The sequence below is a fragment of the Nostoc sp. C96 genome, from assembly GCF_059384975.1.
The window spans coordinates 5,299,068-5,324,087 of the sequence record NZ_CM182020.1 but is presented as its reverse complement, the minus strand read 5'-3'; the positions used below and the strand labels follow the sequence as shown (position 1 = coordinate 5,324,087).

Genomic DNA, 25,020 nt, shown 5'->3' with positions numbered 1-25,020 from the left:
TTAAATTTAGAAAATCATCCTAAAAGCTGATGTTTATTTATGCTGTGGAATTTAGCTGTAGATGCTAGAGAATATTAGGCTTAATGGTTTACCTCAACTATCTTAGTTGTTATAAATACAAAAATTTCCGCAAGTAAATCTAGTCATGAGCAGAAAATGCCTGATAACATCAGAGGATGCACAATACAAAACAGAAATTTATCAATGTAATGCAGATAACTCAACCAATTAAATTTAATTGCTGTTTAGATATTGTCTATAAAATTATTAAAATGTTTTAGGCGATGCGACTCAATATTCTACAAACTATTGCCACAATTTCTACCTTTGTTATTTGAGCTACTGAAACATTCTCCCAATAATGCTGAAAGTTATATTCTTCAACCCAACCGAACACTAGGTCTCATTTTTAACCATTTGCGATCGCTTCAAAAGCGGAACTGAGTTTAGGGGGAAGTCATTCCAACACAATTATGTTTAGTGAAAATTTGGCTATTTGTCAGCAAGAATGGCACAGGTAATTCGTAATTCGTCATTAAATTTGTCATTTCGCTTTGCTCAATACCCTTCTTCTAACGGAGACGCTACGCGAGCGGGAAGGCTAACGCCAACGCAATGACGAATGTATATTTAATTTAAATTAGTACTTAATTCGTAATTAAGATTTAAACGCAGAGTGGCGCGGAGGTAAGCGCAAAGTTACGCGGAGTTTAAGGTTTAAGTAAATTGTATTGGGCGATCGCACTTACATTCTATTCGCATTAATGCCAGCAAACTCAGCCAGCTTGATTTTTGATGCGATTACCCTGCAATCACTACGTGCATTGTTAATACTACACCCTGCATTGTTAATGCCACATCCTGCATTGTTAATGCCACGCCTTGTATTGTTAATGCCACGCCCTGCATTGTTAATGCCACGCCCTGCATTGTTAATGTCACGCTCTGCATTGTTAATGCTATGCCCTGCATTGTTAATACCACGCCTTGCATTGTTAATAAACGCGTGTGCGACTTTATTTCAAACCTAACCCCCAACCCTTTTCCTACTAGGGAAGGGGAGTAATACTCAAAGCCTCTCTCCGCTGCGGGGAGAGGTTTGGAGAGGGGTTTTGAGAATAAGTCGCACATCGTGTTAATAAGCTAATCAGCATTTAAGCTGCATTATTAATTACACTGTTAGTTTTTTTTGTTGCAATGGGTACATTAAATATATAATTTAGTACTTAAGTAACTATGACAAGTCCAGATACAACCCGCCGTTTGCGTCCTCAATTAATTAATCAAGATATTGAATCATTACATGGTTTGCAAACTATAAGCACTTACGAAACGAGCCGTGCTGATGCCACTATGACCAATTTACAACAAGCTTATCAGGCTATGTTGACTACACAACAAGTTGAAACTGAAAAATTAACTATGTACCGTGCGGCTGCCGATGCAGCGCGATTGGCAGAATGGGAATTTCATAATGCTGTGATAGCAATGAAAGAAGTTGTGCGCGGACAGTACGGTTCAGACAGTGACGAAGCACAAGCTGTTGGACTGAAGAAAAAATCAGAACGCAAGCGTCCTACTCGCAGAAAGTTGGTTGCACTAACAAGCTAATTGAGATAGTTTTAATAGTCTTGGAGGATGACCATTTTAGGGTATTTATAGGGTAGGCAAGATGTTTACCCTACAAGAATCATCCTCAATCAATCAGCAATGCTCTCTATATTTTGCTAATTTACAAGTTTAGTTAAAAGCGCAATGATCTGGAATTGCCCCAACTTCTGTTGTGGCTTATGAGTAAAATGGTGAAAGATCTGTCAGGAAATCGCCATTAGCCGATTCTTCACTGCCAAATAATCGTGATGTAAATAGCCGATGAGTTCCCCCCAACCTCCCCAAAAGCCTCAAACTATCCTTGGTCAACTGACTCAAGCAGTACATACAATTCAAGCTAGGGTCGATTTTTCCAAGCTGGCGCTCAAGCCAAACGCCAAAGTACCAGAACTCTGGGTACAAGATGCAGGGGCGGATAAGGCGGAGGTGTACCCATTGTTAGGCGATCGCTATATCCTAGGACGCAGTTCTAAATCTTGCGATATAGTTGTTCGTAACCCAGTTGTCAGCCAAATTCATCTGTCTTTGTCGCGGGACTCTACCCAACGCAAACCCATTTTTGTGATTCGAGATGAAAACTCGACCAATGGTATTTATCTAGGGAAACGGCGGTTGCCTTCCTTAGAACTGCGGCATGGCGATATTATCACTTTAGGGCCGCCAGAACTAGCTGCATCAGTCCGACTACAATATGTTGACCCACCAGCATGGTATCTTAAAGCTGCAACCTGGGCAGGTTATGGCATTGGTGGTGCAACTGCGTTGTTAGCATTAGTGATTGGTGTGGAATGGCTGAAGTTTTCTGTTCGACCTTTACCCACAGCAACTCGCGCCCCAGTCATCGTTTACGCTCGTGATGGCTCAACTCCCTTACGTGAACCACGCACCACAGCCCACGTAGACAAGAAACGCTTACAAGATTTTGGCCCTTATTTAGCTAACGCCGTAGTCGCCTCAGAAGATAGTCGTTACTATTGGCACGTTGGTGTAGACCCCTTGGGGATATTGCGTGCGGTGTTAATTAATAGCCGCAGTGGAGATTTACAGCAAGGAGCCAGTACAGTTACCCAACAAGTCGCCCGCAGTTTATTCCGCGATTATGTTGGTTCGCAAGACTCCCTCGGCCGCAAATTGCGTGAGGCAATTGTAGCTCTCAAGCTAGAAACGTTTTATAGCAAAGATGACATTTTGCTGACTTACTTAAATCGGGTGTTTTTGGGGGGAGACACTTCTGGTTTTGAGGATGCAGCGCAGTTTTATTTTGAAAAGTCAGCGCAAGAATTAACTCTCGCAGAAGCCGCTACATTAGTAGGAATTTTGCCTGCTCCCAATGCTTTTGATTTTTGTGGCGATGGCCCCAATAAACTAGAAGCGGCTGATTACCGCAATCGCGTAATCAAGCGGATGGTGGAAATGGGCAAAATCTCCCAAGAAGATGCAAACCGGGCGAGACGTTCCACAGTTCAAGTCAGCCCTAAAGTTTGCGAACAGCAAGCCAAAACGATCGCGCCCTATTTTTATAGTTATGTCTTTCAAGAACTGGAATCAATCTTGGGGGCTGGTGCAGCCAGAGAAGGAAACTACATCATTGAAACTCAGTTAGATCAATCAATTCAATCCCAAGCGGAAGCCTCATTAAAAAATTCTGTGAATAATGATGGCTCAAACTTTCGTTTTTCCCAAGGAGCGATCGTTACCTTAGACTCCAAAACAGGTAGTATTTTGGCAATGGTCGGCGGTACTGACTATCGCAAAAGCCAATTCAATCGTGCCGTTCAAGCCAAAAGACAACCAGGTTCTACATTTAAAATCTTTGCCTACACCGCAGCCATTCAACAAGGAATTTCCCCATATAAAACTTATTCTTGCGCCCCTTTTCCTTGGCAGGGTTTTACTTATAAACCTTGTCGTGCTGGTGCAGATGTCAGCTTAGATATTGCTACAGGTATCGCCCTTTCCGAAAACCCCATTGCTCTTAGAGTCGCCCGCGAAGTCGGTTTGAATAAAGTTGTAGCAATGGCGCAGAAGTTGGGGGTAAAGTCACAGCTTGATCCGGTTCCTGGTTTGGTATTGGGTCAAAGTGTGGTCAATGTTTTAGAAATGACAGGGGCGTTTGGCGCTATTGGCAATCAAGGTGTGTGGAATCCACCTCATGCTATTAGCCGAATTCTAGACAGTGGTGATTGTAAGGATCGTAAAGATTTAAAAAGCTGCCGTGTCATCTATTCTTTTGAGCAAGACCGCGAGGCTAACAAGCGAGTTCTCTCTACAGAGGTAGCCGATGAAATGACTACCTTAATGCGGGGAGTAGTTTCTAGAGGTACTGGTCGTAGTGCAGCTATTGGTTTAGGAGAAGCTGGTAAAACAGGCACAACTGATAAAAACGTGGATTTATGGTTTATTGGCTTTATTCCTAGCCGCCGACTGGTGACAGGTGTCTGGTTAGGCAATGATAATAATTCCCCCACTTCTGGTAGCAGCGCCCAAGCGGCTCAACTGTGGGGAAGATATATGGGTAGAATTGCCAGGTAAGTAAGTTGTTATTTGTTCTTTGTCATTGGTCAAAACCCAGAAGATAGAAGATAAAAGATAGAATTTCATACTTCATACTTCACACTTCATACTTTTCACTGAGTTCCTCTGACCTTACAAAATCCAGCATTAAGGCTTCAGTTTGTAATAGTTAAAATTAGCAACATTAAATTATTAAATACTGAAAATCATGAAATTTTGTTTCGGAAGAATAGGGTATACACAAATTATCCTAGACTTTTAAAGTAATGAAATAATCAAAACTATACTTTGAGATTGAGCTTCTAAGCTGATGACAGCAAAACTTTGCTGTTATAAATTTTATGGTGTGTTTTTGGGCTGAAATCAAGCAATATAGAGATTTAATCAACCAAATTCATAGCATGTAATTAGATTTTTCAAGCGTTAGCTAACTCTGGTAGTGAGTGAAATTATTTCACGTTTGCAGCGTTAAAAATATGGGTAAAAGTAAGCGTATAGGCATTCTTACCAGTGGCGGAGATTGCTCTGGTTTGAATGCAGTTATCAGAGCCGTTGTTCATTGTGCTAACGGTAAAGGTTGGGAAGTCTTAGGCATTCGGCAAGCAACTCTAGGATTAATGGCACGGCCGCCACAAGTTACTAAATTAGAAATCGACCAAGTTGATCCTTTATTAACCTCTGGCGGCACAATGTTAGGAACTACTAATAAAGGTGATCCCTTTGCTTTTCCTATGCCTGATGGTAGTTTATGCGATCGCTCATCAGAAATTATTGCAGGCTATCATCAATTAGATTTAGATGCGTTGATTGGCATTGGTGGGGATGGTAGTTTAGCGATTCTGCGTCGCCTTGCACAACAAGGCGGGATTAACTTAGTCGGTATCCCGAAGACCATTGATAATGATATCGGCATTACTGAACACGCCATTGGATTTGATACCGCTGTCAATATTGCTACAGAAGCACTAGATAAATTACATTTCACCGCTGCTTCTCATAGTCGAGTCATGATATTAGAAGTCATGGGTCGTGATGCCGGACACATCGCTTTAGCTGCGGGAATTGCCGGGGGTGCAGATGTGATTTTAATTCCCGAAATCCTCTACAGTATAGATGACATTTGCTACCACATTAAAAACCGTCAAGAGGAAGGCAAAAACTATTGTTTAATTATTGTCTCCGAAGCAGTGCGAACTCAAGAAGGCGAAACTCGCACCTTAACTAATCGTTTGGGTCAATCAAGATATGGCGGAATTGGGGAATATCTAGCCGATCAAATTAGCGATCGCATTGGTGCAGAAACACGAGTCACAGTCTTAGGACACATCCAGCGCGGTGGTACAGCTTCACCTCTAGACCGATTAGTCGCCTCTGCTTTTGGCGTAGCCGCAGTGAATTTGATTGAGGAAGGTAAATACGATCACATGGTTGCTTGGCAAAATCGCCAAGTGATCACTGTACCAATAGAAGAAGCGATCGCTCAGTACAAAGCCGTCAACCCAGAAGATACTTTGGTGAAAACGGCTCGTGGTTTAGGTATTTATTTAGGAGAATAATACTAAGCTAATCGTCATTTAAATTGCACTATTTTCATAGTAGTAAAAGCTAAAAACCCTCTCCTCTGCTCCCCTGCTCCTCTGCCCCTCTGCGGTCTAAACTGCAAATAAGGTGCAATAGCTTAGTCTACTAGTGTCCGATTAATTTATCTCGCAGATGTTTGATGCGATCGCGCAATTTTGCCGCTTCTTCAAATTCTAGTTTTTTGGAGGCATCTTTCATCTGTGCTTCTAGCTTGCCAATCAATCCGGGAATCTCTTCTAAAGGTAATTCGTCTATATGTTCATCTACAACTTTTAACTCTGTAGCATTTAATCTACGCGATACATCTAAAAATGACAAAATAGCATTACTCGATTTTTTGACAATTGGTTGTGGTGTAATTCCATGTATCCGGTTATATGCAGTTTGAATTCCACGTCTTCTGTCAGTTTCTTCAATGGCTCTAATCATGCTATTTGTTAAGTTATCAGCATATAAAATTGCTTGTCCATGAATGTGACGTGCGGCTCTACCAATAGTTTGAATTAAAGAGCGTTCAGCGCGTAAGAAACCTTCTTTATCAGCATCTAAAATTGCCACTAAAGAAACTTCTGGTAAATCTAAACCTTCCCGCAGCAAGTTTACCCCAACTAACACATCAAAATTGCCATCACGTAAATCTTGAATAATTTCAATCCGTTCAATTGAATTAATTTCTGAGTGCAAATACCGCACCCGAACACTGTGGTCTTGCAAATATTCAGTCAAATCTTCCGCCATGCGTTTAGTTAACGTTGTAATCAACGTTCTTTCATGACGGTCAACTCTGTCTTTAATTTCTCCTAGCAAATCATCAATTTGTCCTTCAGTCGGACGCACAGAAATTTCTGGGTCAATTACACCAGTGGGACGAATTACTTGTTCAACTATGTGATTTTCAGAAATTTCTAATTCCCAATCTCCAGGTGTAGCGGAAACAAAAATACATTGGTTGACTTTTTGCCAAAATTCATCTGCTTTTAAAGGACGATTATCGGCAGCGCTGGGAAGACGAAATCCATGTTCAATTAAAACCTTTTTCCTCGCTTGGTCGCCGTTATACATCCCCCGAATTTGCGGCACAGTTACATGAGATTCATCAATTACTAATAGCCAATCTTTCGGGAAATAATCAATTAAACATTCTGGTGGTTCGCCTGCTTGTCGGCCTGCAAGGTGACGAGAATAGTTTTCGACACCGTTGCAATAACCAACTTCCCGTAGCATTTCTAAGTCGTAACGGGTGCGCTGATCTATACGTTGTGCTTCTAATAGTTTGCCTGCTGTTTCTAATGCTAATTTTTGCTGTTTTAATTCAAAAGCAATATCGTCGCAAGCAACTTCTAATCGTTCTTCTGGGGTGACAAAGTGACGCGCTGGATAAATATTTACAGCATTCAAACTATTAATAATTTCACCTGTCACAGGGTCAATATAGCGAATCGCATCAATTTCATCACCAAAAAATTCGACCCGAATAATTCTATCTTCGTAGGCGGGGCCAATTTCTAAAACATCACCCCGCACACGAAAACGTCCCCGACCCATTTCTACATCGTTGCGGCTATACTGCACAGATGCTAAATCACGCAAAACTTCTCGTTGATTGACTTCCATACCGATTTTTAAGGGTATGGCTGCTTTTAAGTATTCGGAGGGAATTCCTAAACCGTAGATACAGCTAATAGAAGCAACAACTATGACATCACGGCGTTCAAACAGCGATCGCGTTGCTGAGTGACGCAACATATCAATTTCATCATTAATCGCAGCTGTCTTTTCAATATAAGTATCTGTTACCGGAATATACGCTTCTGGTTGATAATAATCGTAGTAGCTGACAAAATACTCGACTGCATTTTGAGGAAAGAACTCACGTAACTCATTACAAAGTTGTGCAGCTAAGGTTTTGTTATGTGCCAAAACTAAAGTTGGCTTGCCAATTTTCTCAATTACTGCTGCTACTGTAAAGGTTTTGCCGGTTCCTGTGGCTCCCAGTAAGGTTTGGTATCGATTACCCGATTGGATACTGGAAACAAGTTGAGCGATCGCTTGTGGTTGATCGCCTGTAGGCGTAAAGGGAGCTTGAAGACAAAATTCTGTCATACAGTTTGCTAGTAATACCCTATCTCATGGTAACGATATCACTCTGTGCCTGCGGAGCTACAGAACCCAAGTGAATAAACAAAAATATTATTTTACAAATATTTATTCTTTTAATTTACTTATGTGTAAGTTTTGAAGATAATTATATCTATGCAAGGTTTTTTAAGGGTAAACTTTGATATATGGAAAAAATTTTATTTTTCCTTAAATATTGTCAAGGTCAATTAAGAACCCAGAGGTATTAGTTTATGAGCATAAGCAGTACTGGCAAAGCAGCTAGTCCTCGTCAAAGACGTGCCAAGCTCAAAGGAGAAACAACGGTGGAAGTTGAAAATAATCAAGGTCAAGCTGTGGACAACGATAACAATACTCAAAATACAGATAAATCTGAAACGCCTGGAACCCTTGCTATTGCTGGAATCAGACCTATCGCCAGCAGTGATTTACAAGTAGCTGAGACAGTCTCAATTGCAGGTCTACGTCCCATATCTGCCAGTAACTTAGAAATAGTAGGGACAATTGATGTGATGGGGATTCGTCCAATTGGTGCTAACCATATCCAAGTTTTTGACAGTATTAACCTTTCTGGTATGCGTCCAATTTCTTCCAGCGCATTGGTAATTTCTAACAGCTATTCTGTAATGGGGAATCGTCCAGTAGCTTCAAATATTATTGACGATTCTGAAATTCTTATGGGTTTTATCGACTAGAATAAAAAAGCATTTTTAATCATCTTATCAACCCGACCTCTTCAAGAGACCGGGTTTTTTAATAATTTTAATCATAGCAAAATATTGATTTATATCAGCATACATTTAACTTAATTTAAAAGTTTATTGTTCATAACCCCAACTTCTTAAAGGAGTCGGGTTCATAATTTATTGTTAGTATCTCTCTTTTTATAGAGACCAATAATATATCCTGTGGTGGAAGGCTAGAGCAAAATATAAAGTTAAGTTGTAAAAGTAATCACCAAGAATTTCAAAGTTTATTCAAAGCTTTGAAGCTTAATTTATATAAGATTAGGAGACTAAGATGAGCTTAGAAGATCGCGCAAAAGCTACTGCTAAAAATATTGAAGGTAAGGCACAAGAAGCCTTGGGTAATGTAACTGGTGATCCAGAAGATAAAACTGAAGGTAAAGCCAAACAAGCTGAAAGCGAAGTACGTCAAGGTATGGAAGATGTCAAAGATTCTGTAAAAAGAAAGCTTGACTAAAATTAATTGTGTTTTGCAATTAACAAAAAGATAGAAACTAAATAATTTTTCAATTTCTCTAACACATCTGAATAATTGAAAATTAAATGTTCAATTTTATCTTTTTGATAAAGCTAGGCTAACAGATAGCACAGAATTGAAATGTAGAGGCGTTAACTATTTATTTCGTCTCTACCTTTCTGCTCTCCTTAGCTAGAGAAATAATTAATTGTGACATTATAAAACATCCTATTCCATTTCCCTAGCTAAGAATTACAAGTAATTTGACATATTGAAAAGGCTTTATTTTGGGAGTGAGATAATGATACTGCTAGAGCAGATTCGGAAAATTGCGATCGCTGGGATTTTAATTGTGGTGTTAACGGTAACTACCGCCTGTGGTGGCTCTACTTTAACTCAAGCTGACCGCACAACAAACCCATCTGTAATTGGTCGAGATGTAACTTACACCGAACTAGAGAGAGGTAACACTCCAGGGGGTCAAAATTTTGGTAACTGGGTGGTGCAAACATCCAAGGGATTAATTAAAGACGCTTACGTAAGAGATAACAACAAATTAGGTGTTGTGATTTCCCGCGACGTTCGTCCTAATGAAGTCCGACCTTTAGCAAAGTCTTTAGTTCAAGGGTTTCGGAAAAATTTTCCTAATCAAGATTTAACTGTTTTGGTTTACAGCCCTGATAAAAAGTTGATTTTGACAACTCAATACGATATTCAGACCAATCAAGTGAAGTATAGCTAATTTGACTTTATAGCTATAGACAGTTAAGGAAATTTACAACTAACAATTCTAGAATTTAGCCGACAAATTCGGGAGTTCTTTCTGAATCAGGAGATAGAAAAAATGTCAACAAGTGAAGAATACAGACGGCAAATAATGCAAGACTTAGCTCAAGGTGATGTGGAATCATTAAATGATCCATCCACTGATGCAGCTACTCAGTACGACAATTTTGACGATTTTGCTCAACGGACAACTACAGATCAGCGTCGTCAATTATTTGGTCGGTCGGTTAACCCACAGCAGATTCCCTCCAGCCAAATGGAGCCAGAATTACAAAAGGCGATCGCGCAAATTAAACCTAATGAACGAGATGATGTAGCTCGTGCTTTTTTCAAACACCTCAAAGGTAGAGGTTTAGATGATCGCCACTTAGAACAACAACTAGGTCTGTCCACTCATCACCCCAATCGGATGAGTGCGGATGATGTTAGCAAACTTGCATCTTTTGCTTATCATAATCACCCAGATGTTTTCCGTGAAGTCCTGGCAGAGCAACCAGGTATTATTAAGTTCCTAAGCAACCCTGTCGTTGCTGCAATTGTAGGTATCGCAGCCGCTAAATGGTTAGGTAGCCATAAATAATTTTTCTGGAGAGTCAGACATTCAGGTGGGTAAAACCACCTTTTTTTTATGGCTAAAGAACAATTTAGTTGAAAGAAAATAACTTTTCTATTGGGCAATACAATATATTTATTTTATAAAAAATTGAAACCGTAAATCTAAAATAAAAAATATTGCAAAATTTTAATATGGATTGATTTTAGCAAAATCTACAATTAGCCTATTTCTTTTGATATATACCCATTAATTATAATCAAAACTCTCGGCAGAGATATAATAAATTTTCTTTTGCTAAATATATAATTAGAATCTTAAAAATCAGAGATAGTATTACAAGTTATCTCATAAAATATATATAAACATAGTTTATGTTGATGCAGGCAATTGTAATGCAAAATACATTCTTTTTAAGATTATTTAAACTCGAATTCTCAAAACCGAGAATTTTCCTTTAACAATATCCCGCTACGCTATCACAAATATAGATAGAGTAATATTATGTTTGTTAAAACAGAAATAAACAAAACAATAGAAATTAATAATTCTTATTTAAGCCGTGGTGAAATTCAACAAGAGAAAACACAACCTCAAGGCTTAAACATTCCATCTGTAACTTTATATTTAAGTCCTATTGGTCTTCTTTTTAGTTGGATAATTTTTTTCCTAGTATTACGGAAAATCCAGAGGTTTCTGGATAATAAAATGGTATTTAGTGTCAAGAGATTACATCAGGTTCCTTGTAAAAATTGCCAATTCTATTCTAATAACCATTACCTTAAATGTGCAGTGCAGCCTTCTATTGTACTTACTGATGAAGCTAAAAACTGCCCTGAGTTTTCTGCCAAACAAGATAAGTTATCTGAAAAACAATTTTTTCACAGAAGAGACTAGTACAGGTCAGCGTAAATAAACAGATCACACTTCACACTTCGATTACGCTCAGTGACCATCTGGAATTGCTAAAAGGCTTGTGGTGTCACTATTGTTTCTTTTTCCTTTTGACTCCTTCAGCGTGACGCTCCTGCGTCGCTAACGCAACTTGCTTCTCCGATGACGCAAGCAATCCGTCTTTTCAGCGTGAGCGCAATTTCTCATAGTTGCTTTATTTGTGCCAACTTGTACTACTGATTTATCGCAAAGTGCGGTTTTCAAAATCCACTGTACTGACATGATCCGCCTAATACCTGCAAGATAGAGTGTATAAGATAATTATAAATAGTCAGTGTTAACCCTTGCATTTGCCTTTGTAAGTAAAGTCACAATTAATAGATATTGATTGAGAACAGACAGGAGAAAAGCTACTGGTTTCTGGAAAAATTTTAGAAGTACTGCAAAAGCCAAGAATAGTCAGACAAGCAGCAGAGCCGCAAATAAAAGAATTGGCATAAAAAGTTGTGATGGCTAAGTATTGACCCTGATACTATTTAGATGTACCGAACTTTATACTACAGAAGTGATGTTTCTAACTTCATAATTAATCACTTACTCACAATAGAGGTACACTGACTGATATTAATAAAGTCTTCTTGCTAAAGGCAGAGGGAGACAAATTTTAAAGATTTTATTTGGCAACTTGTCTTTTTACTCATAAAATCAAAGACAAGCTAAAGTTCCGTAGAACAGAAGCCTAAGTATGCCCGTCTTGAATCAATCAGGGTTAAAAAGCTATCACGAAAACTCAAATGCTAGAAATGGTAGATCGGATAAATGATATTGCTTGGCAAGCTCACCAGGGTAGCGTTGCAGCAATTATTCAATTATTAAACGAAAAGTTAGCCCAATCTGGTGTCAGAACCAGAGCTATTTTTGCTGATGGAGTCTTACAACTTCTCTGTGAAGCATCGAAAATAGAGCAACTAGAACAATCGACTGTAGTAGAACAAATCCAAAAAATTTTGGAGTCGATCGCACCACGGAATATTCACCGAGTCAATATTAATAGCCGTATTGTTAGGGAAGAACAGTTACTGTGGCTAAAAGAAATTTACAGCGATCGCGAAAATCAATTACTGTGGTCACAGGAAATTACTTTAGCGCAACCACATGTAGTCAAACAGTTACTTCAAGATTTCACTGGTGCGACAACTCAACTAGCACAATCAGCGCGGCTCAAAACTCAATCTTCTCGTACTTCTGTACTCACCAACAGAGACAAGTATCGATATTTACCCAAAACTAGAATCCCAACAGCCTTAAGTTTGGGCTTTCTGTTGTTATTAGGCTGGGTCGTATATGCTCAGTTAGGTGATAAACTCAAAATTTTAGTTCAACTAGAAACATCCAAACCCGTTAGCACAGCTAAAGCCAACGAACGTAAACCAGCACCAGTCAGTATTGCTAAAAATAATCTTGGCGACACTGATGAAGAAAGTGATCCTTTTGGGTCGGCTGTACGAATTGCCAACCAAGCTACCATTAATGGTAAAACTGCTACAACTTCAATTCAATGGTTAGATTTAGCTGCCAAGTGGCAACGAGCATCTGATTTAATGGCAGCAGTACCACAAAATCATACTCGCTATCGAGAAGCTCAGATTCGTACTGAACTATATAGGAAGTATAGCGAAGCTGCTCAAAAAGAAGCTCAGAAAAGCCCCACTTAAGCTAAAGTCCTTTGTTAATAACGATAAGTCTGATTTTTTATCTCAAAAATGTAACAAATACTACCAAAATATTAGCATTTGATAGACCTAGAACAAATATACCTTTTGATGATTTGACATATTTTTGTAATCAAAATGTCATTTCGATCAGGCAAACTGAACTTATTCAGATAAAACAAGGTGTAAGTGTGACTCGGCGGTCTTTCCGCCTTTTTTTATTTTAGGGCAGTTTTTGGTGCGATCGCATTTTTGCCAAGCCATCGAAACATCAGTGACATATTAATCGGCGATAGTACTAAAACCAGAGATACACATCTATCTGCCAAGGCTGGGACTATTCCCCTAGCCTTTCTTATAAAATAGAGTTTTTTATTTTAAAAATTAATCTCAAAAATATCAATCCGTAAGTATTAGCAAGATTAGTCATAAATTAACAAAATATTTTTGTATTTCCAAATACAAAGCATCCATTAATTATACATTTTTCTAGCTAAAATGCCTCAGTAATAAAATAAAAAATCAGTAGTTTATATTAACAAGATGTCATTAAAAAAACTAAAATAAAAACAAGCATAAATTACCAATATCTACTAATTTTATATTCTGGGAATTTTTTGAAAACTTTACTGATTATTGAAAAAAACTTTGTAATTATTTTCTAGGATGGTAGGAGTGTACCAAGCATGTTACTATCAAGCCGAACTCATGAACATATAATTTTTATTTTTTATTCATGATTACCATCGCAGCAGAATCTCAAAACTGGCTGCAAGTAAGCCGTTACATTAATCGCGGAAGTGTTTATTTATTCGCTCCAATGCTTAACTTTAATGTGATGGCTGAAGTTGGAGACACTCCCCCCTGATTAGATGTGAATTTACTTGCTTAAAAATTATTCCTATTAGGCAATAGCATTAAAGGCATACAACTACAAAAGCTCACATTTGCCATCATCTATGGCTGATAATTTTATGTGAGTAAGTTGCATTATTAATTATGCAACTAGCTATATTATGCCTTAATAATAGCATTTTCTCTATGTACCAGTAGATCGCTACACTTTTTGGTACAGCAGTTTTTCATGTCATCATCAACCTCAAAAACTACAATCATTAGTAGTCAAAATCATGCTGGTTAATTTAAATTCTCAACCCATTTTCCTAGTTTGTGCTGCTGATAATAACTATGCAATGCCCTTAGCCGTGACAGTTCGTTCAGCCTTAGCAAATCTAAAGAATAAGCGTAAAATATCACTATTAATTATTGATGGGGGAATTAGTAAATCTAACAAGACAAAGATTATTAAATCATTCAGTCCAGAACAAATAGATATTTATTGGGTACAGCCAGATAATAAAATTTTTGAAAATTTAGTCTTATCAAGACATCTCACAATTAGCTGTTATTATCGATTACTGATTACAGAATTTTTACCCCAAGAAGTTAACAAGGCAATTTATGTAGATAGCGATATGGTTGTAACAGGAGATTTAGAAGAATTATGGAATATTGATATTGCAGATAACTATGTACTAGCTGTTCAGGATGACGTGCAACTATATATATCAATGTCTACAGGATTGAGAAATTATCAAGACCACGGATTGTCTCCAGATAGTAAATATTTTAATTCTGGGCTGTTAGTTATCAATTTGGAGAAATGGCGAACTGAAAATATCGGATTAAAAGTTATCAGTTATCTCAGAGAGAATATAGAATATGCACCTGATGATCAGGATGGGTTAAACGCAGTTATGGCTGGAAAATGGGGAGAACTTCATCCAAAATGGAATCAAATGCCTAGAGTCTATAATTATTTATCATCAGAAGATAGCCCCTATCCAGAAGATATATATCAAGAAATGTTGCATAATCCTGGCATCATTCATTTTACCAACGCACCTAAACCTTGGTACTCAGGATTACGCACTCAATGTCAACATCCAAAAAAACATTTATTTTTTCAATATCTTGATATGACATCTTGGAAAGGATGGCGAGATACTTATTGGAGACGATTGGGGAGAAAAATGGGTAAGCTCACCTTACTCAATACCTCAAAATTATAAGTCTAATATTTTACATCATTCTTACTCATAGGTTGAGCAATATCCACAATACTAAAAATTAGGTCCAACTCTAATTTTTAGTATTGCTCACCTGACTTTCATCGCCATCAAACAGAGGAGTGAAAAATTTAATTTATACTTGTTCTGTAGTCACACAAGTAGTTGTATAGTTCTGCCACATTTGCTCATAAGCTTTTTCCATTTCACGAGCAAATTGCTTACCATTCCACAAAGGTGAAGTTTTTCTTGATTGTCTCAGCTTCCAAGCAATTTCTTGTCGTAAAGGCGCATCTTTGCCTAAACGTATACCCCACTCTACATACTCTTCATCAGTCCAAGCTATACCTTCAGAAATCCCCGCATTCATCATCATAGTGTAGCTGTTACGTGCCGCAAATTGCTCACCCACTCGCGTCACCATCGGGATGCACATCCACAGAGTTTCTAAAGTAGTTGTCGCTCCATTGTAAGGATAAGTATCTAAAACTATATCAGCAATATCTAAATTAGCTCGGTGAACACCTTCTGTCGGAGCATCTGGTAAAAATCGTAATCTTGCATAATCTACTTCTTCTTCTGCTGCTATTTGGGCAAAGAATTTTTGAGTTGATTCTTCATCAGCCAAACCTTTAATTAAGAAATAGCTATTTGGAACTTCTTTGATAATTTTTAACTGCAATCTTGTAATATCTGGATGCCTTTTAAATCCCCTTTGACCAGAGAAATAAACAACTGCATCATTAGGAATATCTAATTCATCTCGACGGACTTTAGGCACATTGACCTCAAAACCATCCACTGCTATATAGGTTTGAGGTAAACGCCAAATTTTTTCCTGATAGTGTTCCTGTGCAGATTCTGAAAGAACGTAGGGATCAGCAATAAAATAATCTATCGATGGACTACCCGAAGCATCCCAGCCTAACCATGTCACCTGAACTGGTGCTGGTTTGAAGGTCATCACTTCACAAGTTATATCCAGTGTGATGCTATCCAAGTCGATTAAAATATCAATTTCATCTTGATAAATTTCTTCTGCTAGTGACCAAACATTATAGGATTTGAATACCTTATCCATTTGGTTAATATACCACTGGTGCAATATATCAGATACATTATCACTATTAACAAAATAACCATTAATATCAAACTTATCTCGGTCATGATATTGCAATAACCATCGTGCCAACCAGCCCACAGAATGACTTTTGAAACAATGGGAAATATAACCTATTTTTAGTTTTTTCTGAGATATTCTTTGTTTTCTTCTTTCTAAATGTCCTTGAGCATATTTTTCTACTTGTGCTTGGGCATAAATATTATGATTTTCTTGGCATATTTGCAGTATTTTCTTCTGCACAGACCTATTTTTTGCTATATTGTCTTCTATATAAAATGCAAAATAATTAGAATTTAAAAGTATAGATACATCCATTGGTGTCAAATCTTGAGGATTTGCAGCTATGAGTTCTGCTAATAAATCTTGCTGCCTTTGATTGACAGAATAAGACTCTTGCCACTGACCACCAGCACTCATCAAACCCCTTAATATCTGACGGTTTGCAAAAATCTTTTCTGGTAATCTCTCCACCAAAGAATAAAAAGTTTTTGCTGTTTTTATGCCTAATTCATATTCAGCGGAATTTTGGTAAAAACTAGCTAAATGGCCTAAAACTCCTGGATTATTGTTATCCAGACGTAAATAAATTTCGCATAACTGCACTGCTATTTTTGGTTGCTGACGCGAGTAAGCAATGTCTACAGCAGCAGCTATAAAGATATTCATTAAAGCTTGAGGATTTTCTGTAAAATGTAGCGAACAAGTTTCAAATAATTCTATAGTAGAAGGATATAGCTGCGTATAGTGTAAAACACTACCTATGGTTTTACCTAGAATTTCTAAATTGATGTCTGTTTTTGTAGTGGCATTAATAATTTCAAAGATATTTAGTTCGCTTAATGTTTCCTCTGTATAAGTTTCAAGCTTAATATATAGATGAATTAGATGCAGGAGGTTGTGAATATTATCGGGAGCAATTTGCCTAATATTTTGCCGAATTTTTTCGCAAACATCATACTTTTCTAGCTTCTCTTGACGTTCGGCTTCTGTCTCTAAAATTTCTAATAATTCAGCATTCCAAACATTGACTTGTTCTGCTTCTCCTTCCATCATTGCCATGAACCAAGTCGTTTGTGCTTCTACTTCTTGTTCTTGTAAGAGGAAGATTAATCCTAAATGCCAATAGTTAGATTTAATCTCTGGGTTTGCAGAAATTGCTTGTTCATAGAGGTTAGCTGCTTGAATATAATTTTCATTCAGAAAGTACTCATTGGCACGCTGATATAAGCTGGGGGAAGTATTTAGGGCAATCATAAGTCAACAGTTTTGAATCTGAATAGAAGAGACAACAGATAGGAAATTATGAATTTTTGCACAGATATCTCAAGCAATTAAATATGCCTTATCCAGAAACCTTGTAGAGGTTTAGTAATGCTATTTTCTACATTATTTCTGAAGATATCTAATGAAAAAATTGCAGAAATTGGGTAATGTGCTAACACACTACCCAACTGAGTAATAACTTTATGTGAAATTATCTAGTTAAAATCTCTAGGAAAAATCTTAAGATTTTTTATCTAGCTAAGGAGTTGAAGCTGTTCTGACAGCCTGTAGAGCTGGTAGCAACAGCAGGAGCAGCTGTAGTAGGGTTGGGTGATTCACAAGCTATTGCCACTGTGAGTGCTTCAGATGTAGCAGCACTACCTAGTGTTGTACCTACTACACCGTAATAAGATTTCAGCGCAGGTTTAACAGGTTGTGCGTTAAATTGGGTAAGAGTACTGGTACCAACAATAACGTAAGAATAGTTATCTGATTGAGTTTTAATACCTACTTGCAGCTGAGAAATACTGGTAGCAAAACCTTGGTATTCTAAGTAGTAAGCTTGTTGAGAACGGTTAACTGTACCAATGTAGTTTCTCGCTTCTGACTGTTTGGCTTTGTTAACTTGACCGAGCAAAGAAGGTAACGCGATCGCCGCCAATACACCAATAATAATTACTACAACTAGCAGTTCAATTAAGGTAAAACCTTCTTCTTGTTTGTTGTTGCGGTTGTTGAGGTACTGTAGATACTTAGCTTGTAATTCTGGCTTGAGCATGGGGTTTCTCCTGAAAGTTCGGTGTACGAACGTTGATTGGTGAGTTCTAGTTGTAACTTACCCACTTGTAATCTCCGATCTATCATCTCTAGTAAAAAATCTTTCTTATTCTGGTGGCATCCCCGTTAAATTACGGTCTGGAAAAAGGAAGTAGTGATTGGTGGCTTAGATATGCAGGTTTTTGAGAATCATGCTTGAAATGGGACAAGGGGATATCGAGAGTGATTACTAGTCCAAAATCTAAAATCTGTCTTGAAAAGTTTGCTCAACCTTTCGCACAATCCAAAATGGTATGAGGGTTTGATTCCACTCCATTAATTTGCTATGCTATATTAAGCGTAGTCGTTATGAGTTCAGTTAAGTTTATGACTAACCCGACTGTAGAAAACGTGGTGATTATCGGTTCTGGGCCAGCAGGATACACCGCTGCCATCTATGCGGGACGAGCTAACCTGAAACCTGTTGTTTTTGAAGGTTTCCAAGCTGGAGGGTTGCCGGGTGGGCAACTGATGACAACGACGGAAGTAGAGAACTTTCCGGGGTTTCCTCAAGGCATTACTGGGCCGGAACTGATGGATCGGATGAAGGCACAGGCAGAGCGTTGGGGGGCTGAGTTATATACTGAGGATGTGATATCTGTTGATTTAAGTCAGCGTCCGTTTACAGTTCGTTCTGAAGAAAGAGAAGTTAAAGCCCACAGTTTAATTATTGCTACTGGAGCCACAGCAAGGCGTTTGGGTTTAGATAGCGAACATTTATTTTGGAGTCGGGGAATTTCTGCTTGCGCGATTTGTGATGGTGCTACACCAATTTTCCACGGTGCAGAGTTGGCGGTAATTGGGGCTGGTGATTCAGCAGCAGAAGAATCTATTTATCTGACTAAATACGGTTCCAAGGTGAATCTGTTGGTGCGGTCTGATAAAATGCGGGCTTCTAAAGCTATGCAAGACCGAGTTTTGAGTAACCCGAAAATCCAGGTGCATTGGAATACAGAAGTTGTGGATGTGTTCGGTAACGGACACATGGATGGGGTGAAAGTTCGCAATAATCAAACTGGTGAAGAAAGCCAAATTCATGCCAAGGGTTTATTTTATGCGATCGGTCACAAGCCTAATACCTCTTTATTTCAGGGACAACTAGATCTAGATGAGGTGGGTTACATCGTCACCAAAGACGGTTCTGTAGAAACTAGTGTAGAAGGCGTTTATGCGGCTGGTGACGTACAAGACCATGAATATCGACAAGCAATTACAGCTGCGGGTACAGGTTGTATGTCCGCATTGTTGGCAGAACGTTGGTTATCTTCTAATGGTTTGATTCAAGAGTTCCATCAAGAGCCAACAATTAATAATGAGTTAGAGCATGAGCCAGTAAAGCAAAAAACTGAAGCTGAACAAGAAGCAGGGTTTAATTTAAACGCAACTCGCCATGAAGGTGGTTATGCTTTAAGGAAATTATTCCACGAAAGCGATCGCCTGCTGATTGTCAAATACGTCGCACCAGGTTGCGGCCCTTGTCATACCCTCAAACCCATACTCAATAAAGTAGTGGATGAATTCGATAGCAAAATTCACTTTGTGGAAATTGACATTGATAAAGACCGGGAGATTGCCGAAAACGCTGGGGTAACAGGTACACCAACAGTGCAATTCTTCAAGGACAAAGAACTGGTGAAGGAAGTCAAAGGTGTGAAGCAAAAGAGCGAGTACCGCCTGTTGATTGAAAGCAACCTTTAGGGAGTAGGAAGTCAAAAGGCAAAAGGCAAAAGTTAAAAAGAATTTACTCTTTTACATTTTTACTTTTGACTTTTGACTTTATTAATGCCCACTCATCACTCCCCTATGTACAATGGTCAGCGTATCTTGCTTAATGCAGGCGATCGCACATGACCATAACTAAACGTCAGCTGCCAACATTTTTACGGTTTGCTAAAAGTTCTAACCTTTCTCAAAAATTAATGATTATTGGGTTAGCCATCACCCTGTTTTTTATCTTTTTGGCATTTTTTGCCCCTGTGTTGCAGGCTTGGGGATGGCTCCAAAACCCCAAAGATTTTCTTGCTAACCCCATTCAAGAAGCACCATCAGCTAAACATTGGTTTGGGACTAGCCGCTTAGGCCATGATGTCTTTTCTCGTACCTTGTTTGGCGCACAAGCTGCGTTGCAAGTGGTGATTTTAGCAACCGCGCTGAGTATGATTATTGGCGTGCCATTGGGGATGCTGAGTGGCTATCTTGGCGGTAGGTTAGATAAAGTGTTGCTGTTCCTCATGGATAGCATTTACACCTTACCGGGATTATTACTGTCTGTAACCCTGGCGTTTGTTGTAGGCAGAGGTATTTTTAATGCCGCGATCGCAATTAGTATTGCTTACATCCCCCAATATTATCGGGTGGTTCGCAACCATACCGTGAGTGTCAAAACAGAAGTATTCATCGAAGCCGCCCAAGCAATGGGGGCTTCTACTTGGATTGTGCTATCTCGCTATTTATTTTTCAACGTCATTCAGAGCGTACCTGTATTATTTACCCTCAACGCCGCCGATGCAATTTTAGTATTAGGCGGTTTAGGCTTTTTGGGTTTGGGACTACCTGAAGAAGTTCCAGAATGGGGACATGATTTAAAACAGGCTCTCGAAGCACTCCCCACAGGCGTTTGGTGGACAACCTTGTTTCCTGGTTTAGCCATGACATTCATGGTTGTAGGGTTATCCCTACTTGGTGAGGGGTTAAATGAATTTGTCAATCCCCGTTTGCGGGGAGAAAATGGGATTCGTAAATAGTCATTTATCAATGGTCAATAGTCAATGGATAAAGTTAATATTCTTGACTATGGACTTTTGACTTTTGACCAAATTAGTAATTTATATAGAGAGATTTGTGTGAAAGATAACCTTTCTTTAATTGCTGCTGCTGCTGGTGGGTTTATGCTATCTATGGCTTTGACTGGTATTCTGCGTGGTACACCAGTCATGGCTTTGCAAGGGCAGTCACAGGCTAATAATTACCCAGTGGTAAATTTACAGGTTGCTTCTGTACGTTCTGATGAAAAAGTTGATTACAACTTAGAAGAACATAAGTAAGCTGTAGCTGTAAGTAATGAATAATATTTCTGACAGTTTAGCGATCGCCATCATTCATCAACAAGCGGGTCGCTTCTTTGAGGCTGAACAAATATATACCCAAATTCTGCAAGAGCAACCAAATCAGGTTGATGCTTTATATTTATCGGGTACACTTGCTCATCAGTTAGGTGACATAGAAAAAGCGATCGCTTTTTACCGTCAAGCTGTGGCAATTAATCCAGCGTTGGCCTCAGTTCACAGCAATCTTGGTATTGCTTTGAAACAGCAGGGTTTATGGAAAGAGGCAATTCAACATTATCAACAAGCGATCGCCCTACAGCCTAACTCTGCTCAATTTCATTACAACTTAGGTCTAGTTTTTCAACAACTAGGTAACTTAGAAGCCGCCAAAGATTCCTATCACCAAGCAACTATTCTCCAGCCGAGTTATGCCTTAGCCTACAATAACTTAGGTCTAGTGCTGCTCCAAATAGGAGAGATTGAAGCAGCCATTTCCTCCTATAAAACAGCGATTGAATTACAGCCAGATTTAGCCGAAGCCCACCAGAATTTAGCCGAAGCACTATTATTAAACGGAGATTTTGAACTTGGCTTGGCAGCTTATGAATGGCGCTGGCGAATGTTTACACCTGACCAACTACCCAACTTTGCCACAGCGCCTTGGGATGGCTCTCCCTTAGATGGTAAAACTATCTTGCTGTATGCAGAACAAGGGCTAGGTGATACATTTCAGTTTATTCGCTATGCTGCCTTAGTGAGCGATCGCGGTGGTCGAGTTATAGTAGCTTGTCTAGCTGCTCAAGTGGAATTACTCAAAACTGTTCCTGGCGTAGAACAAGTGTTTGCTCTGGATGAAGAATTACGCCAGTTCCATACTCAAGCACCCTTGATGAGCTTACCTTATCTGTTGGGGACAAATGTGGAAACGATTCCGGCGACAATACCTTATATATTTGCGCCTAAATCTCATAATTTCCAGTTAGCAGCCTCACCAGAAACTAAACTCAAAGTCGGCATTGTTTGGGCGGGTAATCCTGGGAACCGCAATGACAGTAAACGCACCTGTGGACTACAGCCATTTTTACCATTGTTCAAAATACCAGCAGTCGAATTTTACAGCCTTCAAGTAGGTAAAAATTCTCAAGACTTAGCGCAACTACCTGCTGATATTAAAATTCAGGATTTGAGCAGTTATTTGCATAATTTTAGTGATACAGCTGCGGCGATCGCTCAATTAGATTTAGTCTTAACAATAGATACTTCAGTTGCTCACTTAGCCGGCGCACTAGGTAAACCAACCTGGGTTGTTCTGCCCTTTATTCCTGATTGGCGATGGTTATTGCAGCGAGAAGACAGCCCTTGGTATCCGACAATGCGACTATTTCGCCAAGAATCTGTGGGTGATTGGGCTGGAGTATTTGCCAAGGTAGGGCAGGAAATTATGAAGTATGAAGTGTAAGATATAGAGTTTTAGACTTCGTACTTGCCCTGTTTTGGATGTGCAATTGTGAATCAACCGGAAGTAATTGGGATTGATATTGGGGGAACAGCAATTAAGTTGGGGCGGTTTAGCCAAGATGGTACGTGCTTACAATGCTTAACTGTGGCAACCCCCCAACCAGCTACACCAGAAGCAGTTTTGGTAGTGATCATAGATGCGATCGCCCAAATTGACCCTGATAATCAAACTATAGCTATTGGTGTGGGTATGCCAGGCCCTGCGGATGCGTCTGGACGTATTGCCAAAATTGCTATCAACTTACCTGGATGGCTAGATGTGCCTTTAGCTGAATGGTTAGAAATTAAAACAGGTAAACCCACGGTTATTGCCAACGATGCTAACTGTGCGGGAGTTGGGGAAGCTTGGTTAGGTGCGGGGCGCAACTTGCAAAATTTTATTTTGTTGACCTTGGGGACAGGAGTTGGTGGCGCAATTATCCTTGATGGTAAGCTGTTCATTGGACATCAAGGAGCCGCTGGAGAATTAGGTTTAATTAGCTTCAACCCCGAAGGGCCGATGTGTAATAGTGGCAATCAAGGCTCTTTAGAGCAGTATGCCTCAATTATTGCTATTCGTCGCCGCACAGGAAAAGAACCTGCCCAATTGGGTGCTTTAGCCCAAGCTGGAGATGCTGAGGCTTTAGCATTTTGGCAAGAATATGGTAGATATTTAGGTATTGGTCTAGTTAGTTTAATTTATGTTTTAACACCACAAGCGATCGTTATTGGCGGGGGTGTTAGTGCTAGTTTTGAATTTTTCTTACCAGCAGCCAAGGTAGAAATTGATCGACGAGTTATGTATACTTCCCGGACAGGGTTACAAATTTTGCCAGCCCAATTGGGGAACTCTGCGGGAATGGTAGGTGCTGCCAAATTAGCATGGCAGAAAATTACTGCTGAGTAAAAGACCTTGAAGTTGATTAATCACTGACTCAGGAGAAAGATACGCCATACAAGGATGATTATCTAATAAACACTCTTTATTTTTAAAAGAATTATCCTGACATAAGGTACATTTAAACTCCGAAATAGTCAGTTTTACGTGCGGTTGCCGAGATGCCCAAAGTCTGATGGGGCTTGCGCCATCACCATCACCATCATTGCCAAAAACTGCCAATGTTGGACAACCTACAGCAGTAGCAATATGCAGAGGGCCGGAATCGACAGAAATACATACTCTCGTGCGGCGAAAAGCACCTGCTAGTTCAATTAAAGAAGTCTTTCCTCGCAGATCAATAATACTTGTCTTTTCCAACAAATATTCTTCAGTATGACCAGCATTATACAAAGTTTGCTGCTCTTGGGGATGGCTACCAATTAAGCCAATTGTTAATTCTTGAGAATCACACCAGTTGATAACTTGTTGCCAATAATATACAGACCACATTTTTGCCGGACGTGTAGCTGTCACATGAATTAATACATCAGGCACTAAAAAATGGGGTTCTTTACTTGGTAATTCTAATTTATAAAAATCAGTTTCTATATATGCAACTCGACAGAATATTTCGCTGATATAGTTGCTTTGCAGTATATCTTGATGTCTTTGCAAAAACTCTCGGCTATTCCAATCTTTATCTAGTAATAATTTGTGTATTGGATGATTTTCTACTTTTAGTTTGTCACGAAAATCTAAAGATAAAGCAACTCCCGCAATATAAGTAGGACGAATAGCACTAATCATGACTAAATTAATTTCACTAAAGCCATCACAATTAATTGCTAAATCATAAATTCCTGCTATTTGCTGACGTTCTCTTACAGCTTGTGCTAAAGCATCTAAAAAATCTGGTCGCTGTGTATAAAGTGAAAAACGCCAGTCAATATATGGACAATGAATTTCAAAATCTTTAGTAGTTTCACTGCCAAAAAAATCTAGTGTGCAATCAGGATATTTCTCTTTCAGCCCTCTCAAAAGCGGTGTAGTAACAACAAAGTTTCCCACTTTAGTAGAAGAAAACACAGCAATATGAGGTTTAGCGCGTAGAGATTGATTTGTGAAAATCTGCATCTCGTGGATACTGGCTCAATTTATACCAAGAATGGAATTTTTCTCCAACACCTTGGCAGTTGTTTGAGAGATTGTCAAGAGCAACGAAATGCTTTCTTCAAAACGACATATAGCGCTTAAGAGGCGCACATTTCACCCCAGTGGTGACACTGGCTTTTTGGTCGAGTGGTTTTTTGTCTAAACGGTGAGTATGTCCATATATAGGACTTACGCATTGAC

Annotated in this window: 21 protein-coding genes; 16 read left to right on the top strand and 5 right to left on the bottom strand. The window is 39.0% G+C overall.

Features of this window, described 5'->3' with window-relative positions; genetic code table 11:
- Positions 1-801: 801 nt before the first annotated feature.
- Positions 802-972 carry a hypothetical protein gene (locus AC504W_RS22765; RefSeq protein WP_494874487.1) on the bottom strand — a complete coding sequence of 57 codons (171 nt, stop codon included), beginning with the start codon at positions 970-972 and terminating at the stop codon, positions 802-804.
- A 264-nt stretch (positions 973-1,236) separates the two neighbouring features.
- On the opposite strand from AC504W_RS22765, the gene AC504W_RS22760 reads away from it, so the two are divergent.
- The 3 genes from AC504W_RS22760 (at position 1,237) to AC504W_RS22750 (ending at position 5,681) form a co-directional block, all read left to right on the top strand.
- Positions 1,237-1,611, top strand: a complete 375-nt coding sequence (locus AC504W_RS22760) for a hypothetical protein (protein WP_494874485.1) — start codon at positions 1,237-1,239, stop codon at positions 1,609-1,611.
- Positions 1,612-1,872: 261 nt separating this feature from the next.
- On the top strand, positions 1,873-4,143 hold the full coding sequence (locus AC504W_RS22755) for a transglycosylase domain-containing protein (protein ID WP_494879431.1): 2,271 nt from the start codon (positions 1,873-1,875) through the stop codon (positions 4,141-4,143).
- Positions 4,144-4,601: 458 nt separating this feature from the next.
- Positions 4,602-5,681 carry an ATP-dependent 6-phosphofructokinase gene (locus AC504W_RS22750; protein WP_494874483.1) on the top strand — a complete coding sequence of 360 codons (1,080 nt, stop codon included), beginning with the start codon at positions 4,602-4,604 and terminating at the stop codon, positions 5,679-5,681.
- Between the two features lie 130 nt (positions 5,682-5,811).
- On the opposite strand, the gene uvrB is transcribed toward AC504W_RS22750, so the two are convergent.
- Entirely contained in the window at positions 5,812-7,809 is a 1,998-nt protein-coding gene (gene uvrB, locus AC504W_RS22745) for an excinuclease ABC subunit UvrB (protein WP_494874482.1), read from the bottom strand.
- 248 nt (positions 7,810-8,057) lie between these two features.
- Between uvrB and AC504W_RS22740 the strand changes: the two genes are divergently transcribed.
- From AC504W_RS22740 to AC504W_RS22705, 8 genes are all read left to right on the top strand, one after another.
- Entirely contained in the window at positions 8,058-8,519 is a 462-nt protein-coding gene (locus tag AC504W_RS22740) for a hypothetical protein (protein WP_096580207.1), read from the top strand.
- A 325-nt stretch (positions 8,520-8,844) separates the two neighbouring features.
- Entirely contained in the window at positions 8,845-9,027 is a 183-nt protein-coding gene (locus tag AC504W_RS22735; protein ID WP_096580205.1) for a CsbD family protein, read from the top strand.
- 301 nt (positions 9,028-9,328) lie between these two features.
- Positions 9,329-9,769 (top strand): hypothetical protein, encoded by a 441-nt coding sequence (locus AC504W_RS22730; RefSeq protein WP_494874481.1) that lies wholly within the window; start codon positions 9,329-9,331, stop codon positions 9,767-9,769.
- A 102-nt stretch (positions 9,770-9,871) separates the two neighbouring features.
- Complete coding sequence (locus AC504W_RS22725; protein WP_494879429.1) at positions 9,872-10,393, top strand: hypothetical protein; 522 nt, start codon at positions 9,872-9,874, stop codon at positions 10,391-10,393.
- A gap of 477 nt (positions 10,394-10,870) precedes the next feature.
- A complete protein-coding gene (locus tag AC504W_RS22720; RefSeq protein WP_494874479.1) occupies positions 10,871-11,263 on the top strand; it encodes a hypothetical protein in 393 nt (130 codons plus the stop codon).
- Between the two features lie 800 nt (positions 11,264-12,063).
- Positions 12,064-12,975, top strand: coding sequence for a hypothetical protein (locus tag AC504W_RS22715; RefSeq protein ID WP_494878734.1), 912 nt, complete (start codon positions 12,064-12,066; stop codon positions 12,973-12,975).
- Positions 12,976-13,708: 733 nt separating this feature from the next.
- Positions 13,709-13,840 carry a hypothetical protein gene (locus AC504W_RS22710; protein WP_494874477.1) on the top strand — a complete coding sequence of 44 codons (132 nt, stop codon included), beginning with the start codon at positions 13,709-13,711 and terminating at the stop codon, positions 13,838-13,840.
- A gap of 262 nt (positions 13,841-14,102) precedes the next feature.
- On the top strand, positions 14,103-15,044 hold the full coding sequence (locus tag AC504W_RS22705; protein WP_494874476.1) for a glycosyltransferase family 8 protein: 942 nt from the start codon (positions 14,103-14,105) through the stop codon (positions 15,042-15,044).
- A gap of 133 nt (positions 15,045-15,177) precedes the next feature.
- Here the strand turns inward: AC504W_RS22705 and AC504W_RS22700 are convergent, their stop codons facing one another.
- Positions 15,178-17,418, bottom strand: coding sequence for an O-linked N-acetylglucosamine transferase, SPINDLY family protein (locus tag AC504W_RS22700; protein WP_494874474.1), 2,241 nt, complete (start codon positions 17,416-17,418; stop codon positions 15,178-15,180).
- A 259-nt stretch (positions 17,419-17,677) separates the two neighbouring features.
- A complete protein-coding gene (locus AC504W_RS22695) occupies positions 17,678-18,205 on the bottom strand; it encodes a type IV pilin-like G/H family protein (protein ID WP_494874473.1) in 528 nt (175 codons plus the stop codon).
- Between the two features lie 365 nt (positions 18,206-18,570).
- Here AC504W_RS22695 and trxB point away from each other — a divergent pair, with 365 nt between their 5' ends.
- The 5 genes from trxB to AC504W_RS22670 all read left to right on the top strand — a co-directional run bounded on the left by trxB (position 18,571) and on the right by AC504W_RS22670 (position 23,694).
- Positions 18,571-19,941 carry a thioredoxin-disulfide reductase gene (gene trxB, locus AC504W_RS22690; RefSeq protein WP_494874472.1) on the top strand — a complete coding sequence of 457 codons (1,371 nt, stop codon included), beginning with the start codon at positions 18,571-18,573 and terminating at the stop codon, positions 19,939-19,941.
- A 149-nt stretch (positions 19,942-20,090) separates the two neighbouring features.
- On the top strand, positions 20,091-20,987 hold the full coding sequence (locus AC504W_RS22685) for an ABC transporter permease (protein ID WP_494874471.1): 897 nt from the start codon (positions 20,091-20,093) through the stop codon (positions 20,985-20,987).
- Between the two features lie 99 nt (positions 20,988-21,086).
- On the top strand, positions 21,087-21,287 hold the full coding sequence (locus tag AC504W_RS22680; RefSeq protein ID WP_494878732.1) for a hypothetical protein: 201 nt from the start codon (positions 21,087-21,089) through the stop codon (positions 21,285-21,287).
- A 16-nt stretch (positions 21,288-21,303) separates the two neighbouring features.
- Entirely contained in the window at positions 21,304-22,749 is a 1,446-nt protein-coding gene (locus tag AC504W_RS22675) for a tetratricopeptide repeat protein (protein WP_494874470.1), read from the top strand.
- 48 nt (positions 22,750-22,797) lie between these two features.
- Positions 22,798-23,694 (top strand): ROK family protein, encoded by an 897-nt coding sequence (locus AC504W_RS22670; RefSeq protein WP_494874469.1) that lies wholly within the window; start codon positions 22,798-22,800, stop codon positions 23,692-23,694.
- Here the strand turns inward: AC504W_RS22670 and AC504W_RS22665 are convergent.
- A complete protein-coding gene (locus tag AC504W_RS22665) occupies positions 23,665-24,801 on the bottom strand; it encodes a glycosyltransferase family 9 protein (protein ID WP_494874468.1) in 1,137 nt (378 codons plus the stop codon). The two genes, AC504W_RS22670 and AC504W_RS22665, sit on opposite strands and share 30 nt — an antisense overlap.
- Between the last annotated feature and the right edge of the window lie 219 nt (positions 24,802-25,020).